27 protein-coding genes are annotated in these 26,514 nt (G+C 70.9%); 11 read left to right on the top strand and 16 right to left on the bottom strand.

The annotated features are described in order from the left end of the window. Nucleotides 1-7: 7 nt before the first annotated feature. The 3 genes from AQI95_RS02405 to AQI95_RS02395 all read right to left on the bottom strand — a co-directional run bounded on the left by AQI95_RS02405 (nucleotide 8) and on the right by AQI95_RS02395 (nucleotide 3,409). Nucleotides 8-682, bottom strand: coding sequence for a SigE family RNA polymerase sigma factor (locus AQI95_RS02405; protein ID WP_079070993.1), 675 nt, complete (start codon nucleotides 680-682; stop codon nucleotides 8-10). 374 nt (nucleotides 683-1,056) lie between these two features. Then, nucleotides 1,057-2,109 (bottom strand): aspartate-semialdehyde dehydrogenase, encoded by a 1,053-nt coding sequence (locus tag AQI95_RS02400; protein WP_067116386.1) that lies wholly within the window; start codon nucleotides 2,107-2,109, stop codon nucleotides 1,057-1,059. A 28-nt stretch (nucleotides 2,110-2,137) separates the two neighbouring features. After that, nucleotides 2,138-3,409, bottom strand: coding sequence for an aspartate kinase (locus AQI95_RS02395; protein WP_067116384.1), 1,272 nt, complete (start codon nucleotides 3,407-3,409; stop codon nucleotides 2,138-2,140). A 202-nt stretch (nucleotides 3,410-3,611) separates the two neighbouring features. Here AQI95_RS02395 and AQI95_RS02390 point away from each other — a divergent pair, with 202 nt between their 5' ends. Beyond that, on the top strand, nucleotides 3,612-4,328 hold the full coding sequence (locus AQI95_RS02390) for a sulfite exporter TauE/SafE family protein (RefSeq protein ID WP_107121524.1): 717 nt from the start codon (nucleotides 3,612-3,614) through the stop codon (nucleotides 4,326-4,328). A 1-nt stretch (nucleotide 4,329) separates the two neighbouring features. On the opposite strand, the gene AQI95_RS02385 is transcribed toward AQI95_RS02390, so the two are convergent. From AQI95_RS02385 to AQI95_RS02365, 5 genes are all read right to left on the bottom strand, one after another. Beyond that, nucleotides 4,330-4,581: a DUF397 domain-containing protein gene (locus AQI95_RS02385; RefSeq protein ID WP_067116381.1), complete on the bottom strand. Its 252-nt coding sequence runs from the start codon at nucleotides 4,579-4,581 to the stop codon at nucleotides 4,330-4,332. After that, nucleotides 4,578-5,387 carry a helix-turn-helix domain-containing protein gene (locus AQI95_RS02380; RefSeq protein ID WP_067116377.1) on the bottom strand — a complete coding sequence of 270 codons (810 nt, stop codon included), beginning with the start codon at nucleotides 5,385-5,387 and terminating at the stop codon, nucleotides 4,578-4,580. The genes AQI95_RS02385 and AQI95_RS02380 overlap by 4 nt, the downstream gene beginning before the upstream one ends. Before the next feature lie 93 nt (nucleotides 5,388-5,480). Then, on the bottom strand, nucleotides 5,481-6,143 hold the full coding sequence (locus tag AQI95_RS02375; RefSeq protein ID WP_067116375.1) for a DUF5063 domain-containing protein: 663 nt from the start codon (nucleotides 6,141-6,143) through the stop codon (nucleotides 5,481-5,483). After that, entirely contained in the window at nucleotides 6,136-6,735 is a 600-nt protein-coding gene (gene recR / locus AQI95_RS02370; RefSeq protein ID WP_067116373.1) for a recombination mediator RecR, read from the bottom strand. The genes AQI95_RS02375 and recR overlap by 8 nt, the downstream gene beginning before the upstream one ends. Nucleotides 6,736-6,786: 51 nt before the next feature. After that, nucleotides 6,787-7,131, bottom strand: coding sequence for a YbaB/EbfC family nucleoid-associated protein (locus AQI95_RS02365; RefSeq protein WP_067117030.1), 345 nt, complete (start codon nucleotides 7,129-7,131; stop codon nucleotides 6,787-6,789). Between the two features lie 244 nt (nucleotides 7,132-7,375). Between AQI95_RS02365 and AQI95_RS02360 the strand changes: the two genes are divergently transcribed. Next, entirely contained in the window at nucleotides 7,376-8,125 is a 750-nt protein-coding gene (locus AQI95_RS02360) for an SLATT domain-containing protein (protein WP_067116370.1), read from the top strand. A 47-nt stretch (nucleotides 8,126-8,172) separates the two neighbouring features. On the opposite strand, the gene AQI95_RS02355 is transcribed toward AQI95_RS02360, so the two are convergent. After that, nucleotides 8,173-10,143, bottom strand: coding sequence for a serine/threonine-protein kinase (locus tag AQI95_RS02355; protein ID WP_067116367.1), 1,971 nt, complete (start codon nucleotides 10,141-10,143; stop codon nucleotides 8,173-8,175). A gap of 248 nt (nucleotides 10,144-10,391) precedes the next feature. Here AQI95_RS02355 and AQI95_RS02350 point away from each other — a divergent pair, with 248 nt between their 5' ends. The 5 genes from AQI95_RS02350 to AQI95_RS02330 all read left to right on the top strand — a co-directional run bounded on the left by AQI95_RS02350 (nucleotide 10,392) and on the right by AQI95_RS02330 (nucleotide 13,799). Then, nucleotides 10,392-11,747 carry an aspartate aminotransferase family protein gene (locus tag AQI95_RS02350; protein WP_067116364.1) on the top strand — a complete coding sequence of 452 codons (1,356 nt, stop codon included), beginning with the start codon at nucleotides 10,392-10,394 and terminating at the stop codon, nucleotides 11,745-11,747. A 110-nt stretch (nucleotides 11,748-11,857) separates the two neighbouring features. Further along, nucleotides 11,858-12,553 (top strand): GntR family transcriptional regulator, encoded by a 696-nt coding sequence (locus AQI95_RS02345; protein ID WP_067116361.1) that lies wholly within the window; start codon nucleotides 11,858-11,860, stop codon nucleotides 12,551-12,553. Nucleotides 12,554-12,628: 75 nt separating this feature from the next. Further along, nucleotides 12,629-13,279, top strand: coding sequence for a hypothetical protein (locus tag AQI95_RS02340; RefSeq protein WP_067116358.1), 651 nt, complete (start codon nucleotides 12,629-12,631; stop codon nucleotides 13,277-13,279). Nucleotides 13,280-13,345: 66 nt separating this feature from the next. Further along, nucleotides 13,346-13,585 carry a DUF6400 family protein gene (locus AQI95_RS02335; RefSeq protein WP_107121523.1) on the top strand — a complete coding sequence of 80 codons (240 nt, stop codon included), beginning with the start codon at nucleotides 13,346-13,348 and terminating at the stop codon, nucleotides 13,583-13,585. Beyond that, nucleotides 13,572-13,799, top strand: a complete 228-nt coding sequence (locus AQI95_RS02330; protein WP_067116352.1) for a hypothetical protein — start codon at nucleotides 13,572-13,574, stop codon at nucleotides 13,797-13,799. Before AQI95_RS02335 ends, AQI95_RS02330 begins: the two co-directional genes overlap by 14 nt. A 15-nt stretch (nucleotides 13,800-13,814) precedes the next feature. Here AQI95_RS02330 and AQI95_RS02325 read toward each other — a convergent pair whose 3' ends face one another. The 3 genes from AQI95_RS02325 to AQI95_RS02315 all read right to left on the bottom strand — a co-directional run bounded on the left by AQI95_RS02325 (nucleotide 13,815) and on the right by AQI95_RS02315 (nucleotide 17,399). Then, nucleotides 13,815-15,632: a bifunctional metallophosphatase/5'-nucleotidase gene (locus AQI95_RS02325; protein ID WP_067116348.1), complete on the bottom strand. Its 1,818-nt coding sequence runs from the start codon at nucleotides 15,630-15,632 to the stop codon at nucleotides 13,815-13,817. Between the two features lie 205 nt (nucleotides 15,633-15,837). Further along, nucleotides 15,838-16,050: a hypothetical protein gene (locus AQI95_RS02320; protein WP_067116345.1), complete on the bottom strand. Its 213-nt coding sequence runs from the start codon at nucleotides 16,048-16,050 to the stop codon at nucleotides 15,838-15,840. 65 nt (nucleotides 16,051-16,115) lie between these two features. After that, nucleotides 16,116-17,399 (bottom strand): adenylosuccinate synthase, encoded by a 1,284-nt coding sequence (locus AQI95_RS02315; protein ID WP_067116342.1) that lies wholly within the window; start codon nucleotides 17,397-17,399, stop codon nucleotides 16,116-16,118. Nucleotides 17,400-17,596: 197 nt separating this feature from the next. Between AQI95_RS02315 and AQI95_RS02310 the strand changes: the two genes are divergently transcribed. Both AQI95_RS02310 and AQI95_RS02305 read left to right on the top strand, forming a co-directional pair. Next, complete coding sequence (locus tag AQI95_RS02310) at nucleotides 17,597-18,436, top strand: diacylglycerol kinase family protein (RefSeq protein ID WP_067116339.1); 840 nt, start codon at nucleotides 17,597-17,599, stop codon at nucleotides 18,434-18,436. A 159-nt stretch (nucleotides 18,437-18,595) separates the two neighbouring features. Then, nucleotides 18,596-20,107, top strand: a complete 1,512-nt coding sequence (locus tag AQI95_RS02305; protein ID WP_067116336.1) for an APC family permease — start codon at nucleotides 18,596-18,598, stop codon at nucleotides 20,105-20,107. A 6-nt stretch (nucleotides 20,108-20,113) separates the two neighbouring features. Here the strand turns inward: AQI95_RS02305 and AQI95_RS02300 are convergent, their stop codons facing one another. Next, nucleotides 20,114-20,605 (bottom strand): GbsR/MarR family transcriptional regulator, encoded by a 492-nt coding sequence (locus tag AQI95_RS02300; protein ID WP_067116333.1) that lies wholly within the window; start codon nucleotides 20,603-20,605, stop codon nucleotides 20,114-20,116. Between the two features lie 74 nt (nucleotides 20,606-20,679). Here AQI95_RS02300 and AQI95_RS02295 point away from each other — a divergent pair, with 74 nt between their 5' ends. Together AQI95_RS02295 and AQI95_RS02290 are read left to right on the top strand one after the other, a co-directional pair. After that, the gene (locus AQI95_RS02295; RefSeq protein ID WP_067116330.1) at nucleotides 20,680-21,582 is read left to right on the top strand and encodes an ABC transporter ATP-binding protein; all 903 of its coding nucleotides are present in this window, start codon (nucleotides 20,680-20,682) and stop codon (nucleotides 21,580-21,582) included. Beyond that, nucleotides 21,579-23,159, top strand: a complete 1,581-nt coding sequence (locus tag AQI95_RS02290) for an ABC transporter permease (RefSeq protein ID WP_067116327.1) — start codon at nucleotides 21,579-21,581, stop codon at nucleotides 23,157-23,159. Before AQI95_RS02295 ends, AQI95_RS02290 begins: the two co-directional genes overlap by 4 nt. A 38-nt stretch (nucleotides 23,160-23,197) precedes the next feature. Here AQI95_RS02290 and AQI95_RS02285 read toward each other — a convergent pair whose 3' ends face one another. The 3 genes from AQI95_RS02285 to AQI95_RS02275 form a co-directional block, all read right to left on the bottom strand. Beyond that, complete coding sequence (locus tag AQI95_RS02285; RefSeq protein WP_067116324.1) at nucleotides 23,198-24,418, bottom strand: cytochrome P450; 1,221 nt, start codon at nucleotides 24,416-24,418, stop codon at nucleotides 23,198-23,200. An 84-nt stretch (nucleotides 24,419-24,502) separates the two neighbouring features. Further along, nucleotides 24,503-25,168, bottom strand: a complete 666-nt coding sequence (locus AQI95_RS02280; RefSeq protein ID WP_067116321.1) for a response regulator — start codon at nucleotides 25,166-25,168, stop codon at nucleotides 24,503-24,505. Next, complete coding sequence (locus tag AQI95_RS02275) at nucleotides 25,165-26,514, bottom strand: sensor histidine kinase (RefSeq protein ID WP_067116318.1); 1,350 nt, start codon at nucleotides 26,512-26,514, stop codon at nucleotides 25,165-25,167. Before AQI95_RS02275 ends, AQI95_RS02280 begins: the two co-directional genes overlap by 4 nt.

The following is a 26,514-nucleotide window of genomic DNA, read 5'->3' as shown; positions in this document are numbered from 1 at the left end:
CGCCCGCTCATGCCGAGGCCTCCATGGCCACCCGCAGCGCGGCGATGCCGCGCGAGCCGTACGCCTTGACCGAGCCCAGGGAGATCCCGAGGCTCTCGGCGACCTGGGCCTCGGTCATGTCCGCGAAGTAGCGCAGGACCAGGACCTCGCGCTGGCGGCGCTGCAGGCCCTTCATCGCCTTGATGAGGTCGCGGCGCTCCAGCTGGTCGTAGGCCCCTTCCTCCGCGCTCGCCATGTCCGGCATCGGCTTGGAGAGCAGCTTCAGGCCGAGTATGCGGCGGCGCAGCGTGGACCGGGAGAGGTTGACGACCGTCTGCCGCAGGTAGGCGAGGGTCTTCTCGGGTTCGCGGACGCGCTTGCGGGCGGAGTGCACCCGGATGAAGGCCTCCTGGACGACGTCCTCGCAGGAGGCGGTGTCGTCGAGGAGCAGCGCGGCGAGGCCGAGCAGGGAGCGGTAGTGCGCCCGGTAGGTCTCGGTGAGGTGGTCGACGGTCGTACCGGCGGCCGCGGTCGCCGCGGCCTCGTCGGACTCGTCACGCTGACTGGGTATGCGGGCGGGCCGCGCTGCGGGCATGGGCGCGATCACCGGCATGCCGCCGGGCGTGCGGGGCCGGAGCGCCGCACGGGACGGCCGAAGGGCCGCAGCGCCACGGGCCGCACTGAGTTCGAGTACCTCTGCCACGCCAGTTGGACACGTCTACCCCCGCCAGGGTTGTACGTGCCCGACGTCACATGTGCGACATCCGGCGGTGCCTCAAGTGCCGTCATGCGTCCCGCTCTTCCCTTATGTCCTGTCTGAACGGGCGTCCCCACGCCCCGATCACGGCGTCCCCACGCCAGGATCCCCACGCCCACAGCCCCGCAAGGGTGACCGCAAAGACGCTCCCCGCCCTGCACGCGGTTGCGCGGGGCGGGGAGGAGATTCCTGTGGTGATCTTCCGATGCCGTACGGCCTGGTTCAAGTGGTCCGGACCATGCTTCTGAACACATTTCTTACGCAGATCCTACAAACGGTGCCCATGGGCCCGTGCAGGTAAGACCCGTGCAGGAGAGCGGTCAGCAGAACTCCGCCGCGACCAGTTCCGCGATCTGCGCGGTGTTCAGCGCGGCTCCCTTGCGGAGGTTGTCCCCGCACACGAAGAGTTCCAGCGCGGTGGGGTCGTCCAGGGCCCGCCGCAGCCGGCCCACCCAGGTCGGGTCGGTGCCCACGACATCGGCGGGGGTGGGGAACTCGCCGGCGGCCGGATCGTCGCACAGCACCACTCCGGGTGCGGTCGCGAGGATCTCCCGGGCGCCGTCCACCGTCACCTCGCCCTGGAAGCGGGCGTGCACGGTCAGCGAGTGGGTGGTGATCACCGGGACGCGTACGCAGGTCACGGCGACCGGCAGCTGCGGCAGTCCGAGGATCTTGCGGGCCTCGTCGCGGACCTTCATCTCCTCCGACGACCAGCCGTCCTCCCGCAGCGACCCGGCCCACGGGACGACGTTCAGCGCGACCGGCTCCGGGAACGGCCCGGTGTCCTCGCCGACGGCCCGCCGCACGTCGCCCGGATGCGTCCCCAGCTCGGTGCCGGCCACCAGGGCCAGCTGGGCCCGCAGCGTGTCCACGCCGGCCCGCCCGGCCCCGCTCACCGCCTGGTACGACGACACCACCAGCTCGCGCAGCCCGAACTCGGCGTGCAGCGCGCCCAGGGCGACGATCATCGTCAGGGTCGTGCAGTTGGGGTTGGCGACGATCCCGCGCGGGCGGGTCCGCACGGCGTGCGGGTTGACCTCGGGCACCACGAGCGGCACCTCGGGGTCCAGCCGGAAGGCGGCGGAGTTGTCGACGACGACCACACCGCGCGCGACGGCGATCGGCGCCCACTGCGCGGCGACCTCGTCCGGGACGTCGAACATCGCGATGTCGACCCCGTCGAAGGCCTCCTCGCTCAGGGCCACCACCTCGACCTCCTCCCCGCGCACGACCAGCTTGCGGCCGGCCGAGCGAGGAGAGGCGATCAGGCGGATCTCGCCCCAGATGTCCGCGTGCTGGGACAGGATCTGGAGCATGACCGCACCGACGGCCCCGGTCGCTCCCACGACCGCGAGCGTCGGCCTGCCGGTCATCGTCGTACGCCTCCGTACCGGGAGACGGTCATCGGCCGGTGCCGCCGTAGACGACGGCCTCGTCGGTGTCGGAGTCGAGCCCGAAGGCGGTGTGCACGGCGCGCACGGCCTCCGGCACGTCGTCCTTGCGGGTGACGACCGAGATGCGGATCTCGGAGGTGGAGATCAGCTCGATGTTCACGCCCGCGTCGGACAGCGCCTCGAAGAAGGAGGCGGTGACCCCGGGGTTGGTCTTCATACCGGCGCCGACCAGCGAGATCTTCCCGATCTGGTCGTCGTAGCGCAGCGAGTCGAAGCCGATGCCCGGCCGGTTCCTCTCCAGCGCGTCGATGGCCTTGCGGCCCTCGGTCTTCGGCAGCGTGAAGGAGATGTCCGTGAGGCCGGTGGAGGCCGCGGACACGTTCTGCACGACCATGTCGATGTTGATCTGGGCATCGGCGATGGTCCGGAAGATCGCGGCAGCCTCACCCGGCTTGTCCGGCACGCCGACGACCGTGATCTTGGCCTCGGAGGTGTCGTGCGCGACACCGGAGATGATGGCCTGCTCCACCTTCTGGTCCCCAATCGGCTGACTGCTGACCCACGTGCCCTGCAACCCGCTGAAGCTGGAGCGGACGTGGATCGGGATGTTGTAACGGCGGGCGTACTCCACACAGCGGTGGAGCAGCACCTTGGAACCGGAGGCCGCGAGCTCCAGCATGTCCTCGAAGGAGATCCAGTCGATCTTCTTCGCCTTCTTCACCACGCGCGGGTCGGCGGTGAACACGCCGTCGACGTCGGTGTAGATCTCGCAGACCTCGGCGTCGAGGGCGGCGGCGAGCGCCACGGCCGTCGTGTCGGACCCGCCGCGCCCCAGCGTGGTGATGTCCTTCTTGTCGGCGCTGACACCCTGGAACCCGGCGACGATCGCGATGTTGCCCTTGTCGAGCGAGTCGCGGATCCGCCCCGGGGTGACGTCGATGATCCGGGCTTTGTTGTGGACCGAGTCGGTGATGACGCCTGCCTGGCTGCCGGTGAAGGACTGGGCCTCGTGGCCCAGGTTTTTGATCGCCATCGCCAGCAGGGCCATGGAGATCCGCTCTCCGGCGGTCAGCAGCATGTCGAATTCGCGCCCGGCAGGCATCGGAGAAACCTGCTCGGCGAGATCGATCAGCTCGTCCGTCGTGTCGCCCATCGCGGAAACGACGACGACAACCTGGTTGCCGTTCTTCTTCGCTTCCACGATCCGCTTGGCGACGCGCTTGATGCCTTCGGCATCGGCTACGGAGGAACCTCCGTACTTCTGCACGACAAGGCCCACGTGCGCTCCTCGCTCGGTTCGTTTGTGTCGGCTCAGTCTAACGAGCGCCCGAATTCCACCACCCTGCTCCCGCATGGTGAGACATCGGACGTCGGGCGTCCGCGTCCCGCATCTGCCCAGCCTCCGCCGGGCCACGCGGGAAAGTGCCCCGGGTCACACTCGCGTCGCACTAAGTTTCGATCATCGCGGGTACGGGGGCGGCATGACGGAGATCCTGCTCGGGGCGATCGTCCTGCTCGGCGGATGCGTGCAGTGGCTGACCGGCATGGGCTTCGCCCTGGTCGCCGTACCGGCGCTGGTGCTGCTGCTCGGCCCCGTCGACGGGGTGGTGCTCGCCAACTGCGCCGCGGGCGCCATCAGCGTCGTGGGCCTGGCGGGCGGCTGGCGCCGCGTGCGCCCGGCGGCGATGGTGCCGCTGTGCCTGGCCGCCGCCTGCACGGTCCCGGCGGGCGCCTGGACGACCCGCCAACTCCCGCGCCCCGTACTGCTGCTGGTGATGGGCGCCCTGGTGACGGCGGCCGTCCTGCTGGTGATGCGCGGCGCCCGGATCCCGGCCCTGCGGGGCGGCCGGGGAGCGGTGGCGGCGGGAGCGCTGGGCGGCTTCATGAACGCGGCGGCGGGCGTGGGCGGCCCGCCCGTCTCCCTCTACGCCCTCAACGCGGGCTGGACGGTGCGGGAGTTCGTGCCCAACGCCCAGTTCTACGGCGTCGCCGTCAACGCGCTCTCCCTCGCCGCGAACGGCACGCCCCGGCTGACCGGGGCGCAGTGGGCGGTCGTCGCCGCGGCGATGGCCATCGGCGCCCTGATCGGCAACGCGATCGCCGCCCGCACCCCCGAGCACCGCGCCCGCTGCCTGGTCCTCGTGCTGGCCCTGGCGGGCGGCGCCACGGCGATGGCGAAGGGGCTGTGGGGGATGTGACTCAGTCGGTGAGCCGCTTGGCCGTCACCCATTCGAGGTGCGCCGCCCAGGCGAGGGCGGCGACCCGGAGTTCGGGGCCCGCGGTGACCTTGGAGTCGCGGACGTGGACGGCGGCGGAGAGGGCGCCTTCGACGCAGGCGCCGCCCTCGTCATCGCTGTAGCTCGACTTGAACCAGTCCAGCGCGACCTCGACGCAGTTGCCGCCCTCGGAGTCGCTGTAGCTCGACTTGAACCACTTCAACTGATCGCTCATCGCTGATCCGCCATCCCCTCGATGAAACGGGCCGATCTCTCGGGATCGAGAGCCTGCGCACGGATCATGCTAAGCCGCTCGGTGACCCTGCTGACAACCCCCGGATCGGCCGAAAGCTCGCTGGCGAAGGAGCCTTCCATAAAGGCGAATCGCTCGTGATCCTGGGTCTCCAGCAACACCATGGGCCCCATGAGTGCCGCAGGAATGGCCCGTTCGAACGGGAGGACCTGCACTACGACGTTCCGGGGCCGGGACGCTTCCAGCAGACGGCAGAGCTGCTCGTCGTCCACCTGAGGGCTCCGCAGCGCGGCCTCGTAGAGGACAAAGCTCAGACCAACTGGTGGCTTCCGCCCTGTGAGGATGGTCTGCCGCTCCATTCGGGCCGCGGTGCGCTCCTCCACTGTCTCTTCGTCCAGAGGCGGAACGTGGTTGTCGATGAGCGCTCGTGCGTACGCCTTCGTCTGCAACAGGCCGGGGATGTACGTGGCTTCGTACGACCAGATACTGGTCGCCTCCCTCTCCCGCTCCATGAAGTCCTGCGCCCGCGCAGAGAACCGCTCCCGGTTCAGGAACGGCTTCGCCGCGCTCAACATCCCCTGTGCTCCGCACAGTTCGTCGGCGACGTCCAGCACGCGCGGTGTCGGTCTGCGCACCCCGCGTTCCATCGACTCGATGGTGGCCGGGGAGTAGTTGGCGGCGGAGGCGAGTTTCTCCCGGCTGACATCCGCCTTCGCGCGCCAGCGCTTCAGCTGGTCGCCGCCGTACCGCCAAGCAACAGGCGGCTGATTGTCGTTCGCGTCCGACACCGAACCCCACCTCCGACCGGTCCACCCGGGCACGCCCTGTCCGGGCAATCACCGAGCGTAGCGCCGCAGTCGAGGTTCTGTGACGGTGTTGTCCTACCTGCCCGGCTGGATTCCCAGCGGACCACCGATCTCCTCGGCCATGACGCGGCCCGCCTCGAACTCCAGGGTCTCGTCGCCCATGGTGGCCTGGTCGGTGTCGAGGCCGTCGAGTTCTTCCAGGGGCTGGTCGAGGCGGACGTGGATGAGGACCGACTGCAGGGCGCGCAGCACGGCGGAGGCCGTGGGGCCCCAGTTGGAGAAGTAGGAGAACTGCCACCACCACAGGGCTTCCGTGGTGCGGCCGGCGCGGTAGTGGGCCATGCCGTGGCGCAGGTCGGTGATGACGTCGGCGAGGTCGTCGGAGATGCGGGCCGGGACGGGGGCCTTGCGGGGCTCGTAGGGGTCGAAGACCTCGGAGTAGACGTCGACCGGTTCGAGCAGGCGGACCAGGTTCTCGCGGAGTTCGTCCACGTCCGCCTCGGGACCCAGATCGGGCTCGTAGCGCTCGTCGGGGACGATGTCCTCGTGCGCGCCGAGGCGGCCGCCGGCCAGCAGCAGCTGGGAGACCTCCAGGAGGAGGAAGGGGACCGTCGAGCCGGGCTCGTCGCCTCTCGCCACCTCCGTGACGGCCACCAGGAAGCTCTCGACCTGGTCCGCGATCTGGACCGCGAAGTCGTCCGGGTTCTGAGCGGTCGCGTGCAGTGTGGCGTCAGACATCTAGGAGTCGTCTCCCCTCGAAGGCGCGGCCGAGGGTGACCTCGTCCGCGTATTCCAGGTCGCCACCCACCGGGAGGCCGCTGGCCAGGCGGGTGACCTTCAGGCCCATGGGCTTGATCATGCGGGCGAGGTACGTCGCCGTCGCCTCGCCCTCCAGATTGGGGTCCGTGGCCAGGATCAGTTCCGTGACCGTCCCGTCGGCCAACCGCGCGAGAAGTTCTCGTATACGCAGGTCGTCGGGACCCACACCCTCGATCGGGCTGATGGCGCCGCCGAGCACGTGGTAGCGGCCGCGGAACTCGCGGGTGCGCTCGACCGCGACGACGTCCTTCGGCTCCTCCACCACGCAGATGACCGAGGGGTCGCGGCGCGGGTCACGGCAGATGCCGCACAGCTCCTCCTGTGCCACGTTGCCGCAGGTCGCGCAGAAGCGGACCTTCGCCTTGACCTCCATGAGCGCCTGCGCGAGCCGCTTCACGTCCGTCGGCTCGGCCTGCAGGATGTGGAAGGCGATCCGCTGCGCGCTCTTGGGACCGACGCCGGGCAGCCGCCCCAACTCGTCGATGAGGTCCTGGACCACGCCTTCGTACACCGGACTGCCCTTCCTGGAGACCTTTCGGTTCGTACCGTAGTTGGCCCGGGCTCAGAACGGCAGACCGGGGATGCCCGTGCCGCCGCCGAGGCCCTGGGCCAGCGGGCCGAGCTTCTGCTGCTGGAGCGTCTGCGCGTTCTCGTTGGCCGCCTGCACGGCCGCCACGATCAGGTCGGCGAGGGTCTCGGTGTCCTCGGGGTCCACGGCCTTCGGGTCGATCTTCAGCGCCCGCAGCTCGCCGGCGCCGGTCACGGTGGCCTGCACCAGACCGCCGCCCGCCTGCCCGTCGACCTCCGTGTTCGCCAGGTCCTCCTGCGCCCGCTGGAGATCCTGCTGCATCTTCTGGGCCTGCTGGAGCAACTGCTGCATGTTGGGCTGGCCACCACCGGGGATCACGATCAGCTCCTCTACGTTCTTCTCCTTGAGCATGAGCCTACGTGGTCCACGCCCCCGTCGCCCCGCCACTCTTTCGAGTGAGAAGTCCGGGTGGCCTATACCTGACCAAGACCCTCTTCCGGGCGGAAAAGCCGGGAAAGCTCCCTCTTCGCCACCCATTGGGAGGTAGGAAGGGTGCCGCACGTCGGCATGATATGTCACGCTGCGTGACCGGTCGTGATCAGTGATCAGTAGGGAGTGCCGGGTGGGTCAGCCGGAGATGCAGCCCGAGGGTCCGCCACAGGACGGGCGGGGCGAGGGCGCGGCCCGGCTGCGGCCGGGCGATCTGGCCGGGCGGGCCTTTCCGCTCGGGGACTGGGGGGAGCCCGCCGAGCGGCTCGACGAGCTGTACCGGTGGGTGGAGCGCGGGGCGCTCGACACGGCGTCCTGGTATCTGCGGGACCGGGTGTGGAAGCGGCGCGGCGCGTGGGCGCTGCGGTCGGCCGCGGCGGCGGGTGCGGTGGCCGGTGCCGCGCTGCCGCTGCTCGACCTCGCGGGCGCGGCCCGCGGGGTGGCGCCGTGGGGCTGTCTGGCGCTGCTGATCGCGGTCTCGTGCGCCGGCGTCGACCGGTTCTTCGGCGTGACGTCCGGCTGGATGAGGGACGTGGCCACCGCGCAGGCGGTGCAGCGGCGGTTGCAGGCGTTGCAGTTCGACTGGGCCTCCGAGAGCATCCGGGAGGTGCTGGGCCCGGCGGAGGGCACGGCGAGCGAGGCGTCCGAGCGGTGCCTCGGGGTGCTGCGGCGCTTCTCGGAGGACATCACGGAACTGGTGCGTACGGAGACGACCGACTGGATGGTGGAGTTCCGCACCGGAGCGGCGCCGCTGGGGATCCAGGCGGCGGTGACGTACGTACCGCGGCAGGAGGCAGCGGGCTCCGGCGGCCGCCTCCCGCTGCCGCCGGCCAACGGGACCCGCCCGAACATGCCCCGGCAGCGGCCACCGGAACCCAGGTAGCGCACGGCCGCAGCTCCCGAGGGGCACGGGGCCGTATCGCTGTCGCGTCAGGGCTGCCTGGTGTACGTGAGGCTCTCCTCGCCACCGGCCGTCGCCCGCTTCAGCATGCCGCTCGGCAGCAGTGTGACCTCGGTGGCCGCACCCGGGGTGCAGGAGGAGGCGGGCGCGCCGCTGGTGACGGTGGACGGGCCGATCTCCAGCGTTCCGTCCGCGCCCGGCGCCCGGGTGAGCCTGGCCTCGAAGACGCAGTGGTACGTGCCACCGTTCTGCGTCGGCCCGTCCGCGATCAGTGTCAGCACGTCGTCGCCCACCTCGCCCTGCCGGATGGTGAGTCGGCGGGTGTTGAGCCGCCCGTCGGTGTTGTCGATCGTCGTCTTCCAGCGGCCCAGGTAGCCGCCCGGGACGGCTCCGTCCGTGGCGGCGGAGGCGGAGCCGGACGGTGTGGACGCGGTGGGGTCCGGCGCCCCCGAGGTCCCGGCGCCGGCCGTGGGACCGGCGCCGCCGCCCGCCCCGCCGTGGCCGCCGCCGCCGTCGTTCATCAACGCGTACACCGAACCGCCCGCGCCCAGCGCCACCACCAGCGCGACCACGATGAGCAGCGCGGTGGACCGCCCGCTGCGCCGCTCCGGCTCCTGCATCCCGCCGACGGCCGTCGATCCGTACGACGGCGTGGCTCCGGGCCCGCCGCCGTAGGGCCCGCCCCCGTAGGGCTGGTACGGCGGCCGGCCCCCGTCCCACGACCCGTCCCCGGCCTGCTGCGGATAGCCGTGGGCGCCGCCCGGCCGGGGATGCTGCTGTGCCGCGTACCCGTACGCCCCGGACGCCGTCGCGAACCCGGGAGCGACCGGCGGCGCGGGCGGCGGGGCCTGCCCGGACACCTCGGTCGGCCGATGATCGGCGCCCCCGGCCGGGGCGTCGGAGGCGGCAGCGTGCTCGGGCGTCCCTTCGGCTTCGGCCCGCGGGGCGGAGCCGCCCGTGGCCGCCGACGGCGGAGCACCCCCACCGGGGCCACCGGCGGCCGCCGCCGACGACGGCGGTGCGGGCGGCGCAGGCGGTGCGGGCGGGAAACCGGACAGGGTGACAGATCCGGACTCCGGGTCCTCGACCTCCAGCAACTGCACCGCGTGGCGGCCCAGTTGAGCGACCAGCGCCCCCGGCAGCCAGGGGTCCCTGGATCTGCCCCCGGCCACGGTGTCCTCCGCCCCGGTGCGCTCCAGCAGCGCGTCCAGCGAGGGCCGGGCCGCCGGGTCCTTGCGCAGACAGTCCCGCACGAGGTCGGCGATCCCCTCCGGCACCCCCTGCAGATCCGGCTCCTCCTGGGCGATCCGGAACATCAGCGCGTGCACACCGCTGCCGACGGTGCCGAACGGCAGTGCCCCGGTCGAGGCATAGGCCAGCACCGAGCCCAGGCAGAAGACGTCGCACGCCGGCGTGATCCGGTCCCCGCGCACCTGCTCGGGCGCCATGAACCCCGGCGATCCGAGCAGGGACCCGGTCCGGGTCAGGTCCTCCCCGCCGAGCGAGGTCGTCTCCAGGGCCCGTGCGATCCCGAAGTCGATCACGCGGGGCCCGTCGATCGTCACGAGCACGTTCGACGGCTTCAGATCCCGGTGCACGATCCCCGCCGCGTGGATGTCCTTCAGCGCATGCGCGAGCCCCGCCGCGAGGATCCGCACCGACCGCTCGGGCAGCGCCCCGTGGTCGTGGCCCACGACCTGCTGCAGGCTCGGCCCCGCGACATACCCGGTGGCCACCCACGGCGCCGCCGCCTCGGTGTCGGCATCCAGCACGGGCGCGGTCCAGTACCCGCCGACCCGCCGCGCGGCCTGCACCTCCTGCCGGAACCTGGCCCGGAACTCCTCCTGCGCGGCGAGTTCCTTGCGGACCAGTTTCACGGCGACGGTACGGCCCCGGTCCGACCGGGCCAGATACACCTGCCCCATGCCGCCCGCGCCGAGCCGCGCCAGCAGCCGGTAGCTGCCGATCCGACCCGGATCTCCCGCCCCCAGTTTCTCCATGGCCCGCCCCGCCTTCGCCCCGTGCACCCCACCGACCCCGCACACGCCACGCATACGTGTACGACGGACGAGAATAATCCGGCCCTCCCGGGGAGTCGCGTGGCCCCACGGCCACGGTTGCGACGGGGTCCGCCGCTCCGGCGGGGCCGCGAGCGGTTCCCCCGTCGACAACCTGTCGCGGAATCCCCCCGTCCAAGGAACAAGACGCCGATAGGCCTTCCGCATCGCGGACATTTACCCTCGGCCGCATGACCCCTCAGCCCAACCCCGACACCGGCGCCGCAGTGAAGGCCGCGGACCGCGCCCACGTCTTCCACTCCTGGTCCGCACAGGACCTGATCGACCCGCTCGCCGTCGCCGGCGCCGAGGGGTCGTACTTCTGGGACTACGACGGCAAGCGGTACCTGGACTTCACCAGCGGGCTCGTCTACACGAACATCGGCTACCAGCACCCGAAGGTCGTCGCGGCCGTCCAGGAGCAGGCGGCCACGATGACGACCTTCGCGCCCGCCTTCGCGATCGAGGCGCGTTCGGAGGCGGCCCGGCTGATCGCCGAGCGGACCCCCGGCGACCTGGACAAGATCTTCTTCACCAACGGCGGCGCGGACGCCGTCGAGCACGCGGTGCGCATGGCCCGGCTGCACACGGGCCGCCCGAAGGTGCTCTCGGCCTACCGCTCGTACCACGGCGGCACCCAGCAGGCGATCAACATCACCGGCGACCCGCGCCGCTGGGCCAGCGACAGCGCCACGGGCGGCGTCGTCCGCTTCTGGACGCCGTTCCCGTACCGCTCCCGCTTCTACGCCGAGAACGAGGAGCAGGAGAGCGCACGGGCCCTGGAGCACCTGGAGACGACGATCGCCTTCGAGGGGCCGGGCACGGTCGCGGCGATCATCCTGGAGACCGTCCCCGGCACGGCCGGGATCATGGTCCCGCCGCCCGGCTATCTGGCGGGCGTCCGGGAGATCTGCGACAAGTACGGCATCGTCTTCATCCTGGACGAGGTCATGGCCGGCTTCGGGCGCACCGGTGAGTGGTTCGCCGCCGACCTCTTCGGCGTCGTACCGGACCTGCTGACCTTCGCCAAGGGCGTGAACTCGGGTTATGTGCCGCTCGGCGGGGTGGCGATCTCGGGCGCGATCGCCGAGACCTTCGGCAAGCGGCCCTACCCCGGCGGCCTCACCTACTCCGGGCACCCGCTGGCCTGCGCCGCCGCCGTCGCCACGATCAACGTGATGGCCGAGGAGGGTGTCGTCGAGAACGCCAGGCGGCTCGGCGGGAGCGTCGTCGGCCCGGCTCTGGCCGAGCTGGCCGAGCGGCACCCGAGCGTCGGCGAGGTGCGCGGTGTCGGCATGTTCTGGGCGCTGGAGCTGGTGAAGAACCGCGAGACCCGCGAACCGCTGGTGCCCTACAACGCGACCGGCGAGGCGAACGCCCCCATGGCCGCGTTCGCGGCCGCCGCCAAGCAGCACGGCGTCTGGCCCTTCGTGAACATGAACCGCACCCATGTGGTGCCGCCGTGCAATGTCACGGAGGCCGAGCTGAAGGAGGGCTTCGCCGCCCTGGACGCCGCGCTGAGCGTGGCCGACACATACACGGCGTAGTACACGGCGTAACCGAACAGCGGCTGCCGCCGCGCACACTCGAACGCGTAAGGTGACGTGCTCGTAAGACCTGGACGAGCACGTCATCTACGCGCGAGGAGACTCCGAGGATGCCCGGCACCGGTGCCGTGACGCGCAGCACCCTGCGCCAGCAGATCGCGGACGCGCTCCGCGACGAGGTGCTGGCGGGGCGGCTGCGACCGGGCCGGGCGTTCACGGTCAAGGAGATCGCCGACCAGTACGGGGTCTCCGCCACACCCGTCCGCGAGGCGCTGGTGGACCTGTCCGCACAGGGCATCCTGGAGGCCGACCAGCACCGCGGCTTCCGCGTGCCCGAGTACACCCTCACCGACTACCGGAACATGATCGAGGCCCGCAGCCTGGTCACGGACGGCATGTTCCAGGCCCTCAGCACCGGCCATCCCGCCTTCCGCACCCCGCCGGAGGACCCGCGCACGACCGCGGCCCTGGCCACGGTGCGCCGCCGCGGCGAGGAGGCCCAGCGGGCGGCGACGGCCGGCGACCTCACGATCCTCGTCGGCTACGACCTCCGCTTCTGGCGCGAACTGAGCGCTCTGTTCGGCAATCCCTACCTCGGCGACTTCCTCGACCGGCTGCGGGTGCAGTCGTGGGTCTGCGCCGTGCAGCATCTGCTCCGCCTGCCCGACCTGCGCGGCCGGCTGTGGGCCGGGCACACGGACCTGGTCGACGCGCTGGCCCGGCGCGAGGCCGACACCGCCCGCTCGATCGTCGCCGCCTCCAACGCCCAGTCGCTGGCGCTGCTGGAGCACCTGGCCGGTAGCTGAGCGGCCGGGGGGGTATGGGACCGGCACGGCACCGACTACCCTGCCCTGACCACCTTCTGTGTGTAGGAGCCCTCTTTGGCCTGTGACCTGTGGCTGGTACCGCTCGTGGACGTGTTGTGCCACACCCCGGACAATCCCTTCGCCGAAGAACTCGCGCAGTACAACAACGCACTGACGGACGCCGGGCTGCCCCCGGTGCCGGTGTACCAGTACATGCCGGGCCTGTCCGGCGAGGTCGCGCCCGTGGCCGGCTTCGACTACGACGCCCTTCACTTCCTGCGCCGCGTGTACCTCCTCCAGGTCTGCGGTCTGCCGGTGACCCCGGTGGACGAACTGGGCGGCGACTACGAGCAGTTGCTGGAGATGTTCGAGTCCACGGCTCAGCAGTCCCACCTGGTCTGGCACTACGACCACGCGGGCGCGTACGTCCCGGTCGACTTCCCGCAGCCGCTGTCCAACGACGACCTGCTGGCGGGCGGCGGTCCGCTCGGCTCCTCGCAGACGCTGCTGCGGGAGCTGGAGTACGTGGCCCCGACCATCGGCATCGACCCCGCGAACCCCCCGGCGGCCCCGGCCCCGCCCACGGCCCCCACGGAACTGGAGGAACCGGCCGTCCCCGCGCCGTACGACCCCAGCCCGTTCGCCCGCGAACGGCATGTGTGGCTCGGCCTGCACGCGGCGGCGACCCGCTCCCTGGCCCAGGGCTCGATGATCGTGTTCAGCTGATCAGAGCCGTGTGATTTCACCCACCTATTCTTGTCGTGGGCGAATTGCCCACCTACGTTCGATTGCATGTCCCCCCACGGCCCCACCTTCGACTTCAACGTCGACCTCAGCGCACACGAGATGCTCCGACGCACCCACGTCATGGCCGCCCTGGGCCCCGACTGGGACCCCGCGGCGGCGCTCCGCGGCGAGGAGGAGGCGCGGGCGCTGCTGTACTCCGGCCTGGACGCCGAGCAGCAGCGCATCTACGACGAGCTGGTGGCGGCCGGTGTGCTGCCCGCGGGACCCACCGATGCTGCCGCTTGATCCGCAGGCCGACCGAGGGCGGCGCGCCTGGGTGGCGTGCCCGAACTGTGACGACCGCAGCGGGTGCGACGCCTGTCGGCGGGGAGACGCCTGCACCGCGCACTGGCGCTATCTGCTCTCCAACACCGGCAGCCTGCTGCACCTGCAGTGCCCCTCGTGCACCCATGTCTGGACGCACGAGACGCACTTCGGTGCCACGCGCAAGACCCGCTGACCCTGCCCGGCGGGATCAGAAGACCGGTGTACCGGCCTGCGTCAGCTTCCAGTTGGTGACGGCGAAGTCGGCCGGGTCGAGGCTCTTCTTCGCGGTCACGTAGTCGATCATCAGCTGGCGGATCTCGTTCGTCGAGCTGTACGCGATCGGCGCCGCCGCGATGTGCGGATAGCCGGAACCGCCGTTCGCACGGTAGTTGTTCACGGCCACGACGAAGACCTGGTCGTCGGCGACGGCCGCGCCGTTGTAGGTGAGGTTCTTGATCCGGGAGCCCTCCGGCTGGGCGATGTCGATCTCGTAGCCGACGCCCGCCGCCGTGTCGTACATGTAGTCCCAGAAGCTGTTGGCGTTGGTGAGGGTCGCCGTGTCGACCTTCGTGCCGGCCGGCACCTGGTGGTAGTACTTCGCCGCGAACTCCAGGTAGTCCTTGAGCTGGGCGCCGGTCAGCTTCTTGCCGTACAGGGTGTTGTCGTAGATGTAGAGACCGGCGATGTCCTTGATGGTGACGCTGCCCTGGGGGATGTCCGCCGTGCGGGAGAAGGGGGCGGCCACCGAGATCAGCGGGAGGGCGGCGTCGGCGGCCGACAGGCCCGCCTTCACGCTCTCCGTCTGGACCTTGTGGATGAAGTCCATGATCGGCACGTCCTTCCAGCAGGAGTCCGCCGCCGAGAGGTCCGCCGTGCAGGTGCCGACGGCCGTGTTCACGTACTTCACGACCAGCTCGTGATCGGCCTCCAGGAGCTTCTTGATCTCCGGGTCCTCGTCCACCGTGTTGGGGTTGAGGGTCTGCGCCGTCTTGCTCGTCACCTTCCACTGCCCGTGGTGCAGTTCCAGCTCGAAGTCGAAGACGCTGAGGCGGTAGCCCCAGCAGTACGGCTCGGAGAGCAGGACTTCCTCGCCGGTCTCCGCGTTCTTGACCGTGTAGGAGGGGACCTCGACATGTGTGTGGCCGACCAGGATCGCGTCGATGCCCGGCACCTGCTCGGCGACCAGGTTCGAGGCGTTCTCCACATAGGGGAGTTCGTCGCCGTAGGAGGACGATCCGTCCAGGCCCGAGTGGTCCGTCAGGAAGACGACGTCGCAGCCCAGCGCGCGCAGCCTCGGCACATACTTCTTCGCCTGTTCCACCAGGCCGGGGAAGACCATCTTCCCGCTGACGTTGTCCTTGTCCCACAGGGCGATGCCGGGGTTGGTGAGGCCGAGGATGCCGACCTTGATGTCGGGGGCGCCGGGGACGCGGATCCGCTTGACGGTGTACGGGTGGAAGGCGGGACGCAGGGTCTTCGCGTCCAGGGCGTTCGCGCCGAGCAGCGGGAAGTGGCACTGGCTCTCGAACTTGCGCAGCACCTCGATGCCGTAGTTGAACTCGTGGTTGCCGAGGGCGGCGGCGTCGTAGCGCATGTGGTTCATGGCCACGGCCATCGGGTGCCTGGGGCCCTTCTTGCCGTCGGTGCCCGTGATCGGGTCGACGCGCGCGAAGTAGTAGGCGAGGGAGGTGCCCTGGATGATGTCGCCGGCGTCGACGAGGAGGACATGGTCCTCGCCCTTGGCCTCGCGCTGCTGCTTGATGAGGGTGGCCACGCGCGCCACGCCCACCGAGTTGCCCGCCTTGTCGGTGTAGGCGGCGTCCTTGTAGTAGTCCCAGTCGAAGACGTGGCTGTGCAGGTCCGTCGTGCCGAGGACGGAGAACGACCAGGTGCGGGGGTGGCAGTCCCGCTGCTGCTCGGCCGCCTGCGCGGGGACCGCCGCGACGGTCCCGGCGGCGGCGACGGCCGCTCCGGTGACGGCCGACTTCTTCACGAACTCCCGGCGGTTCATGGGACTGAGGGGCATTCGAGGCTCCTGGAAAGGGCTGGGGTGAGAAGGTTCTACGCGCGTGCATACGGGGGCTACCCGCGTAGATGCTTGCCTCACCCGGTTCCGCTGGGAACCAGGAACAACCCAAGGGAAGGTCAAGGAAGTTCATGTCCATGACCAACGGCGCCGTCGGCACCGAGCCTTCAACCGCCGTACCGCCGGGGTTGGTTGCCTTCGCCGCTCAGACGCGGCCGATCAGCCTGATCTCCGGGGGCCACAGCACCCCGCTCGCCATCAGCAGGGCGGGCCCGAGATGCACCGGGCACACGGGCAGCGGCGGCAGGCCGTAGCGGACGATCTCGAAGACGGCCGGATCGGAGCAGTCCGTGCCGTCGGCCTGGTCGCCTTCACCGCCGTACGGTCCCCGGCACCGTGCGTTCCGGTGGACGCTCATACGTCCATTGTCCACCGGACACGACGGCCGCCGGGGCCCCTACGGCGATGAAAGGAGCACAGCCCCTACAGGAACGAGTTGATCTCGATCGTCTCGTCCCGGCCCGGGCCCACGCCGATCGCGGAGATCGGGGCGCCGGACATCTCCTCCAGCGCCTTGACGTAGTTCTGGGCGTTCTTCGGCAGGTCGGCGAAGGACTTCGCCTTGGTGATGTCCTCGGACCAGCCCGGCAGGGTCTCGTAGACCGGCTTCGCGTGGTGGAAGTCGGTCTGCGAGTACGGCAGTTCCTCGACGCGCTTGCCGTCGATCTCGTACGCCACGCAGACCGGGATCTGCTCCCAGCCGGTCAGCACGTCCAGCTTGGTGAGGAAGAAGTCGGTCAGACCGTTCACACGGGTCGCGTAGCGGGCGATCACCGCGTCGAACCAGCCGCAGCGGCGGTCACGGCCGGTGGTCACGCCCCGCTCGCCGCCGATGCGGCGCAGCGCCTCGCCGTCCTCGTCGAACAGCTCGGTCGGGAAGGGACCGGCGCCGACGCGGGTCGTGTACGCCTTGAGGATGCCGATGACCCGGCTGATCTTCGTCGGGCCCACACCGGCGCCGGTGCAGGCACCGCCGGCGGTCGGGTTCGAGGAGGTGACGAAGGGGTACGTGCCGTGGTCGATGTCGAGGAGGGTGCCCTGACCGCCCTCGAAGAGCACGACCTTGTCCTGCTCCAGCGCCTCGTTCAGGATCAGCACCGTGTCGGCGACGTACGGCTTGATCTGCTCGGCGTAGCCCAGCAGCTCCTCGACCACCTGGTCGGCGGCGATCGCGCGCCGGTTGTACAGCTTGGTGAGCAGCTGGTTCTTGACGTCGAGGGCCGCCTCGACCTTCTGCAGCAGGATCGACTCGTCGTAGAGGTCCTGGACCCGGATGCCGACGCGGTTGATCTTGTCCGCGTAGGTCGGGCCGATGCCGCGGCCGGTCGTACCGATCTTGCGCTTGCCGAGGAAGCGTTCCGTCACCTTGTCGACGGTCACGTTGTACGGCGTGATGATGTGCGCGTTACCGCTGATCAGGAGCTTGGACGTGTCGACGCCACGCTCGTTCAGACCGCTCAGCTCGGAGAGCAGGACCGACGGGTCGACGACGACGCCGTTGCCGATGACCGGGACACAAGTAGGCGAGAGGATTCCGGAAGGGAGGAGATGCAGTGCGTACTTCTGGTCGCCGACGACGACCGTATGGCCGGCGTTGTTGCCGCCCTGATAGCGCACTACATAGTCCACCGAGCCACCGAGCAGGTCGGTCGCCTTTCCCTTGCCTTCGTCACCCCACTGAGCACCGAGCAGCACAAGTGCGGGCACGCGCGTACACCCCTTCCGGGCGGGGCATGTCCAAGGTCGGGGGCGTGGGCGTAAGGTTCACCGCCGCGTGCCACAGCGACCGCCGTTGGTCGCACAACCGTCGGACCGGATGCCCCGGAATAGACGAAGCCCCTGGCGCAATAGCGCAAGGGGCTCTTGCACAAAGATGCTACCCGAGGAAGCGAGGCAGGACCGAGGTGGCGACTTTCGCGACGTCCGAACAGCTGCTGGTGATCATCGATCCGGCGGCACGACAGACGGACGGGGAGTCCGTACGGATCGCGAAAGACGTGCTCAGCGCGGGTGCGGCGACCAAGGTGTGTCTGCCGGACGGGCCGGAGGAATTCGCCCGTGCGCTGGGCCGGCGGGGCTCCAGGAGGCCGGTGGTGATCGGGGACGACCGCGCCCTGGTGCGGGCCGTGACCGTGTTGCACCGGGCGCGGGAGCTGGCCGGATGTGCGCTGTCGGTGGTCCCGGTGGGTGACACCGCACTCGCCGAGTCGCTGGGCGTGCCGCGCGGCGCGGTGGCGGCGGCACGGGCCGTGCTGGACGGGTCGGAGCGCCGCCTGGACCTGCTGGTCGACGACAGCGACGGGGTGGTGCTCGGCGGGCTCGGCATTCCGCCGGAGCCGGTGCGGGCGGCTGCCCCCGAACCGGTGACCGCGGCCGCGGGCCGGACCTGGTACCGCTCGCTGGTGCGCACCCTCGCCCCCGGCCGGCCCCGGCTGCCCGCCGTGCCGTCGCCGGGACCCTCCCGGCTGCGGGTCGAGGTCGACGGGGCGGCGGTGGTGGACCTCGGCCAGCCCGTGGAGGCGGTGTCGGTGGCGCCGGGCACGGGCGGACTGGCCCGGGTGGAGGTACGGCCGCTGTCGGTGGGCGCGGAGGCGACTCCGGTGCGGGCGTGCGGGCAGACGGTGACGGTGATCGGCGCGGACTTCCGCTACCGGGCGGACGCGGCGGTGTCGGGACCGGTACGGCGGCGCACATGGCGGGTGGCGGAGGGCGCCTGGGGGCTCACCCTGCCCACCGGCTCATGAGCCGTTGCTGTCCGCCGATGGGCGAGCCGTACGCCCCCTAAAGGTCTGGTGACAAATATTTAACAGCGCCGACCCCTTCCCGTGCCCCCGTCTCGTCCACCATCCTGCTCCATCAGGACCCACCAGGACTCTTGCACCGGACACGGAGGGGGCCACCCGATGGCAGTGGACGAGGGCGTCGCCCCGGCGGCGGGCAGCACCGAAGACGAAGCGGTTCACCGGCTGAAACCGAACGCCGTAGGCCTGCTCGGCGTGGTGTTCATGGCGGTGGCGACCGCCGCGCCGATCACCGCGATGACCGGCAACGTGCCCTTCATGGTGTCGTCGGGCAACGGGATCGGGGCGCCCGCCAGCTATCTCGTGGCAATGGTCGTCCTGGCAATCTTTTCCGTGGGTTTCACGTCGATGGCGAAACACATCACGTCCACGGGCGCGTTCTACGGATTCATCTCCTACGGGCTCGGCCGGACCGCCGGTCTCGCCTCCGGGCTGCTGGCGACCTTCGCGTACGTCGTCTTCGAACCGGCGCTGATCGGCATCTTCTCCACCTTCGCCACGACCACCCTGAAGGACCAGACGGGCGTGCACGTGCCCTGGTGGGCGTTCGCCGTCCTGATGCTCGCGATCAACGCGACCGGCACCTGGTTCGGGGTCAGCGTCGCCGAGAAACTGCTGGTGGTGCTGCTGGGCACCGAGGTGACCGTGCTCGCCGCCATGGCGGTGTCCGTCGCCCTCCACGGCGGCGGCCCGCACGGGTTCGCGTTCGCGCCGGTCGACCCGGTCAACGCCTTCAAGGGCACGTCCGCCGGGCTCGGGCTCTTCTTCGCCTTCTGGTCCTGGGTCGGCTTCGAGTCGACCGCGATGTACGGCGAGGAGTCGCGCGACCCGAAGAAGATCATCCCCAAGGCGACGATGATCAGCGTCCTCGGCGTCGGCGTCTTCTACGTCTTCGTCTCCTGGATGGCCATCATCGGCAACGGCCAGGCCGAGGCCGTGAAGGCGGCCTCCTCCGCGAACCCGCTCGCGATGTTCTTCGACCCCACCGAGCGCTATGTCGGGCACTGGGCGGTCGACGTCATGCAGTGGCTGATGATCACCGGATCGCTGGCCTGCGGCATGGCCTTCCACAACTGCGCCGCCCGCTATCTCTACGCCCTCGGGCGGGAGGGCGTCCTGACCTCGCTGAAGAACACGATCGGCCGCACCCACGCCCGGCACGGTTCGCCGCACATCGCCGGGCTGGTGCAGACGGCGGTGAGCGCCGTACTGATCGCCGCCTTCTGGATCGCGGGCAAGGACCCGTACAACGCGCTCTACGTCCTGCTCGCCATCCTCGGCACGATGGCGATCCTGATCGTGCAGGCCGTGTGCTCCTTCGCCGTCCTCGTCTACTTCCGCAGGAACCACCCCGAAAGCCGCCACTGGTTCCGCACCTTCACCGCGCCGCTCGTCGGGGGCATCGCGATGCTCGCCGTCGTGGTGCTGCTGGTGTCCAACATGAGCGCGGCGGCCGGGCCCGAGTCCGGCTCGCTCGTACTGAAGGCGACCCCGTGGCTGGTGGCCCTGGTCGCGGCGACGGGCGTGGGCTGCGCCCAGTACCTGAAACGGCGCTCGCCCGAGCGGTACGCGCTGCTGGGGCGGACGGTGCTGGAGGAGACGAAGGAACGCTGAGCGGGCTCAGCGGGGGTACTTCTGCTCCCGGTGCACCCGCCAGCGCTCCATCACCCCGACCAGTTCCTCCTCGATGAACTCGAAGAAGCCCAGTGTCTCGGCGAGCCGGCGCCCCGCGGGGGTGTCGGCTCCGAGGCTGGTGACGCCCTCGCGCAGGGCGTCCTCCCAGCGCTTGATGATGGCCTCGCGGTTGGTGAGCGCCTCGTACCACTGGTCGCTGTGCACCCGGTACCGCTCGCGGCGTGAGCCGGGCTCGCGCTCCCTCGACACCATGTGGACCTGCGCGAGATAGCGCACGGCACCGGAGACGGCGGCGGGGCTGATCTTCAGCTGGTCGCCCAGTTCGGCGGAGGTCAGAGTGCCGGCGTCGGAGGCGAGGAGGGCGCCGAAGACCCGGGACGGCATACGCGGCATGCCCGCCTCGGTCAGCTGGGCCGCGAAGTGTTCCACGAACCGCGAGACCGACTCGGGGTCCCGCTCTGCACTCGGCTCCGTCATGCCTCTCACCCTATCCGGCATTCATGCGCTTCCTTAACTTCACAAATTTCTGAAAGAAGCGTACGTTCGGAATCATGACGAAGGCAATCACGGTCGCCGGACTCCACAAGTCCTTCGGCCGTACGCACGCGCTCGACGGCCTCGACCTGGACGTCGAGGCCGGTGAGGTGCACGGCTTCCTCGGCCCCAACGGCGCCGGCAAGTCGACCACGATCCGGGTGCTGCTCGGACTGCTGCGCGCCGACGCGGGCGCCGCGCAGGTACTGGGCCGCGATCCCTGGCGGGACGCGGTCAAGGCGCACCGCAGGATCGCCTACGTACCCGGCGACGTGACCCTGTGGCGCAATCTCTCCGGCGGCGAGGTCATCGATCTCTACGGGCGGCTGCGCGGAGGACTCGACGCCCGCCGCCGGGCCGAGCTGATCGAGCGGTTCGAGCTGGACCCGACCAAGAAGGGCCGCACCTACTCCAAGGGCAACCGGCAGAAGGTCGCCCTGGTCGCCGCCTTCGCCTCCGATGTGGACCTGCTGATCCTGGACGAGCCGACCTCGGGCCTGGACCCGCTGATGGAGGAGGTCTTCCAGACCTGTGTCGAGGAGGAGCGCGAGCGCGGCCGTACGGTCCTGCTGTCGTCCCACATCCTCAGCGAGGTCGAGGAACTCTGCGACCGCGTCAGCATCATCCGCAAGGGCCGGACCGTGGAGAGCGGATCGCTGGCCGACCTGCGGCATCTGACCCGGACCAGCGTGAGCGCCGAACTCGTCGGCCCCCCGGGCGCACTGGGCCTGCTGCCGGGCGTGCACGACCTCGACGTGCAGGGCCGGCGCGTCCGGCTCCAGGTGGACACGGACCACCTGGACGCCGTCCTGCGCTCGCTGAGCGCCTCCGGGGTGCGCTCGCTGACCTCGACCCCGCCGACGCTGGAGGAACTGTTCCTGCGGCACTACCAGGACGACATCGTCGAGGTGCCGGCATGAACCGCACATCCTCCCGACTGGCGGGCACCGCAGTCCTGCTGAGGTTCGCGCTGCGCCGCGACCGGGTGCTGATCCCGGTGTGGGTCGCGGTGAACACGCTGATGGTCCTCTCCATGCCCAACACCCTGAAGACCCTGTACGGCACCCCCGCCGAGCGCGCCGGCCTGCTGCACCAGATGGCCACCGACACCTCGCTGCGCGCCATGGTCGGGCCGGTCTTCGACGACTCCCTCGGCGCGCTGACCGCCTGGCGGGTCGGGATCTACGCGGCCGCGCTCGCCGCCGTGACGAGCCTGCTCGTCGTCGTCCGGCACACCCGCGACGAGGAGGAGAGCGGACGGCAGGAAATGGTGTCCTCCGGGATGGTGGGACGCCGGGCCCCGCTCACGGCGGCACTGCTCACGGCGGCGGTCGCGAACGCGGCCCTGTGCGTCCTGATCGTCGCGGGGCTCGCCGGACAGGGCGCGGCCGGTGCACTGGCCTTCGGGCTCGGGGTCGCGGGCGCGGGCATGGTGTTCGCCACGACGGCGGCGATCGTCGCCCAGCTGACCGAGAGCGCCCGGCTGGCCCGGGGGCTCACGGCGGCGGTGCTCGGCGCGGCCTTCGTCCTGCGCGCGGCGGGCGACTCGGCCTCCTTTGACGGCTCCTCCCCGCTCACCTGGCTGTCCCCGCTGGGCTGGCTGGAGAACCTGCGCGCCTTCGCCGCCGAACGCTGGTGGGTGCTGCTGCTGTTCGCGGCGGCCGTGGCCGTCCAGGCGGTGGTCGCCTACGCGTTGGCGGGGCGCCGGGACATCGGCATGAGCTTCCTGCCGACCCGGCCGGGACCGGCGGCCGGTCGGCTCGGCACGGCGGGCGCGCTGGCCTGGCGGCTGCAGCGTGGCAGCGTACTCGGCTGGTCGATCGGCTTCTTCCTCGCCGGAGCCGTCTACGGCGGGATGACGGACGGCGCGGCCAGGCTCGTCGGCGACAACGCCGAGGCGCGGAAGATCTTCCAGCGGTTGGGCGGCCAGTCGGGTCTGACGGACGCCTTCCTCGCCGCGATGGTCGGCATGCTCGGCCTGGTCGCCGCGCTCCACGTCGTCTCCTGCGTGCTCCGGCTGGCCGGTGAGGAGGCCTCGGGCCGCGCCGAGCCGGTCCTGGCCGCCGCGGTGGGCCGGGTGCGCTGGGCCGCCGGCCATCTGCTGATCGCGTTCGGCGGCTCGGTCCTGATCATGCTGCTGGCCGGACTGGGCTTCGCCGTCGGCTACGGCCGGCAGATCGGGCCGGTGCTCGGGGCCTGCCTGCTGCAGGTCGCCGCCGTGTGGGTGATCGGCGGAATCGCCGTCCTGTTGTTCGGCGTCGTGCCGCGGGGAGCCACGGCGGCCTGGGGCGTGGCCGGCGCGGTCCTCCTGATCGGCTGGATCGGCCCCGCGCTGAACGTCCCGCGCGCGGTGCTGGACCTCTCCCCGTTCGGGCATCTGCCGAAGCTGCCCGGCGGCGGGATGCAGTGGGAGCCGGTGCTGGTCCTGCTGGGGCTGGCGGTCGCGCTGGTGGGCGCGGGACTGGCGGGGCTACGGCGTCGGGACCTGGCCGGCTGAAGCACGACAGCTCGGCCGGCGTACCGCCGCAACGGCGATCACCCCACCCGCACGCGCAACCCCTCCAGCCCCCGGATCACGAAGTTCGGCTTCCTCTCCGGCTCCGCCGCCGGCGACAGCGTGGGGGCCTGCCGGAGCAGGGCCGTCATCGAGGCGGCCAGCTCGATCCGGGCCAGGGGTGCGCCGATGCAGTAGTGGATGCCCGCGCTGAAGGAGATGTGCGGGTTGTCCGCACGGGTCAGGTCCAGCCGCTCGGGCCGCTCGAAGGCCTCGGGGTCGTGATTGGCGGAACCGAAGAGCATGGCGATCTCCGAGCCCCGCGGGATCGTCGTGCCGTCGATCTCGATGTCGTCGAGCACCCAGCGCTCGAAGAGCTGGAGCGGGGTGTCGTAGCGCATCAGCTCCTCGATCGCGGAGGGGACCAGGCGGTGGTCGGCGCGCAGGGCCGCCAGCTGCTCGGGGTGGCGGAACAGCGCCCACCAGCCGTTGACCGTGGCGTTCACCGTGGCCTCGTGCCCCGCGTTGAGCAGCAGCACCGCCGTGGAGATCATCTCCTGTTCGGTCAGCCGGTCGCCCTCGTCGTGCGCCGCGATCAGACCGGAGACGAGATCCTCCCCCGGCTCCTTGCGGCGCGCCGCGATCAGCTCGCGCAGATACTCCGAGAACTCCACCGAGGCGCGGACCGCCCTCGTGGCCGTCTCCTGCGACGGATTCAGCTCGTACATCCCGCAGATGTCCGCCGACCAGGGACGCAGCTGTCCGCGGTCCGCCTCCGGAATGCCCAGCATCTCGGCGATCACCGCCACCGGCAGCGGCTCCGCCACGTCCGCCAGCAGATCGCCGCCGCCGGCCGCCACCAGCCGGGCCACCAGGTCGTTCGCCAGCTCCTCCACATACGGGCGCAGCCGCTCCACCGTGCGCGGTGTGAACGCCTTCGACACCAGGCGCCGGATCCGGGTGTGGTCCGGCGGCTCCAGGTCGAGCATGCCGTGGTCGTTGAGCGTGCGGAACGGCTCGTGCTCCGGCGGGGGCGCGCCCCGCCCGAACTCCTCGTGCGAGAACCGGTGCTGATACGTCCGCCCCAGCCGCCTGTCCCGCAACAGCGCCGAGACGTCCGCGTGGTGCGGGACCAGCCACTGGTCGGTCGCCTCGTACCGGATCACCCTGCCCCGAGCCCGCAGCTCGGCGTAGGCGGGGTAGGGATCGGCGAGGAACGCCGGGTCCCAGGGGTCGAACGTCACGTCGATGGAGCCAGCCATGCGGGGACGCTAACGCGCCGACCGACGGCTGACCAGGGGTCCCGGCCCCCGACGTGCCCGGCCGGCGGCCTGCGGGACACCGCGTCAGCCCGGTGTGACCAGCCGGGCCTCGTAGGCGAACACCGCCGCCTGGGTGCGGTCCCGCAGGCCCAGTTTCACCAGGATCCGGCTCACATGGGTCTTGATCGTCGACTCCGCCACCACCAGCCGCTCGGCGATCTCCGCGTTCGACAGGCCCTGGGCGATCAGGATCAGCACCTCCGTCTCCCGCTCCGTCAGCTCGCCGTACGACGCCTGGGCCGCCGGCATCAGCCGCGGGGTCTCCGACAGACGGGAGAACTCCGTGATCAGTCGTCTGGTGACCGAGGGGGCCAGCAGCGCCTCGCCCGAGGCCACCACCCGCACCCCGTCGGCGAGCTGGCGTGCCGAGGCGTCCTTGAGGAGGAAGCCCGAGGCTCCCGCGCGCAGCGCCTGGTACACGTACTCGTCCAGGTCGAAGGTCGTCAGGACCAGCACCTTCGCCGCACCGTCCGAGGCGACGATCTCCCGGGTCGCCTCGATGCCGTTCAGCTCCGGCATCCGGATGTCCATGAGGACGACGTCCGGAGCGAGTTCACGGACCCGTTCCACCGCCTGCCTTCCATTGACGGCCTCGCCGACGACTTCGATGTCCGGCATCGCGTTCAGCAGGACCGAGAAGCCCTCGCGGACCATCATCTGGTCGTCCGCGATCAGTACGCGGATGGTCATGCGTCCCCTTCGATCCCGGTGGCCGGAGGTACCGGCAGGAACACCGTCACCTCATAGCCTCCGTCCTCCGCCCGGCCCGTCGCCATCTCGCCGTTCAGCATGGAGACACGCTCCCGCATGCCCGTGAGGCCGTGCCCGGCGCCCGGTGAGGGCTTTATGAGATGCGGGGCGGGCGGCGGACCGTTGACTATCCGCAGACCCAGACCGCCGAGGACATAGCCGATCTCCACACGGGCGCTCGCTCCCGGAGCGTGCCGCAGGGTGTTGCTGAGGGCCTCCTGCACGATGCGGTACGCCGACAGCTCCACCCCCTGCGGCAGTTCGCGGACCGCGCCGGTCACCGCCTTGTCCACCGTCAGGCCGGCCTGGCGCACATTGCCGAGCAGTGCGTCGAGATCGGCCAGGGTCGGCTGCGGGGCGTCCGGCGCCTCGTAGTTCTCCGCGCGCACGACCCCGAGGACCCGGCGCAGCTCGGTCAGGGCCGCCACCGCGTTCTCCCGGATGGTGACGAACGCCTTCTCCAGCTCCTCCGGCGGGTTCTCCACACGGTAGGGCGCGGCTTCCGCCTGGATGGCGACGACCGACATGTGATGGGCGACCACGTCGTGCAGCTCGCGGGCGATCGTCGAGCGCTCCTCCAGCAGGGTGCGGCGGGAGCGCTCGTGCTCGGTCACCGTCTGCTGGGCGGTCATCTCCTGCCGGGCCTCGCGGCGGATGTGCCAGACCGTGACGATCAGCAGAATCAGCGCGGACAGGAACAGCATCGCGCCGGTGTCGCTGGCGTCGTACCCCCAGCCGAGGCCCGTCTGGGCGAAGAAGCCGTACGCCGCGGTCAGCAGCCATGTCCAGGCCGCCGTGCGCGGGCGGGTGCGGATCGCGACGACGGTGAGCACCACCAGATGGGAGATGAAGCTGCTCGGCAGCCACGGCCAGCTGCCCCCGGCGCCGCCGATGATCGCCGTGGCCGTGGTCCCCGCGAAGGACAGCCAGAGCGCCCCTTTCGGACGCACCAGGGTCAGCAGCACCGGGATCAGCGCCAGCATCGCGGACAGCAGGCCCCTGATCCCCACCTCGTCGTCCGTCAGGCCGACGAGCACCGCCAGCGTGCCGGCGGCCGCCACCGTCGCGTGCGGAGCCCACGCCGCGTACTCCCTCATGAGGCGGGGCAGCCTCCGGGCGAGCGGACCGTCCACGCTCATGAGGGGCAGCGGGCGGTAGGCGAAGGCGTTCTGGAACAGGTCCTGCCGCAGGCCGCGCAGGGCATCCGCGGCGAACCGGAACTCCGGGCTGCGCGGCCGGCCGGCCGGGCCCGGCGGTGTCGTCTGCGTGTGCGTCGTCTGGGTCAC

It is taken from the genome of Streptomyces yokosukanensis (assembly GCF_001514035.1).
GTDB lineage: Bacteria > Actinomycetota > Actinomycetes > Streptomycetales > Streptomycetaceae > Streptomyces > Streptomyces yokosukanensis.
The sequence above is the reverse complement of the archived record's forward strand: the minus strand, read 5'-3'. Positions and strand labels throughout refer to the sequence as shown.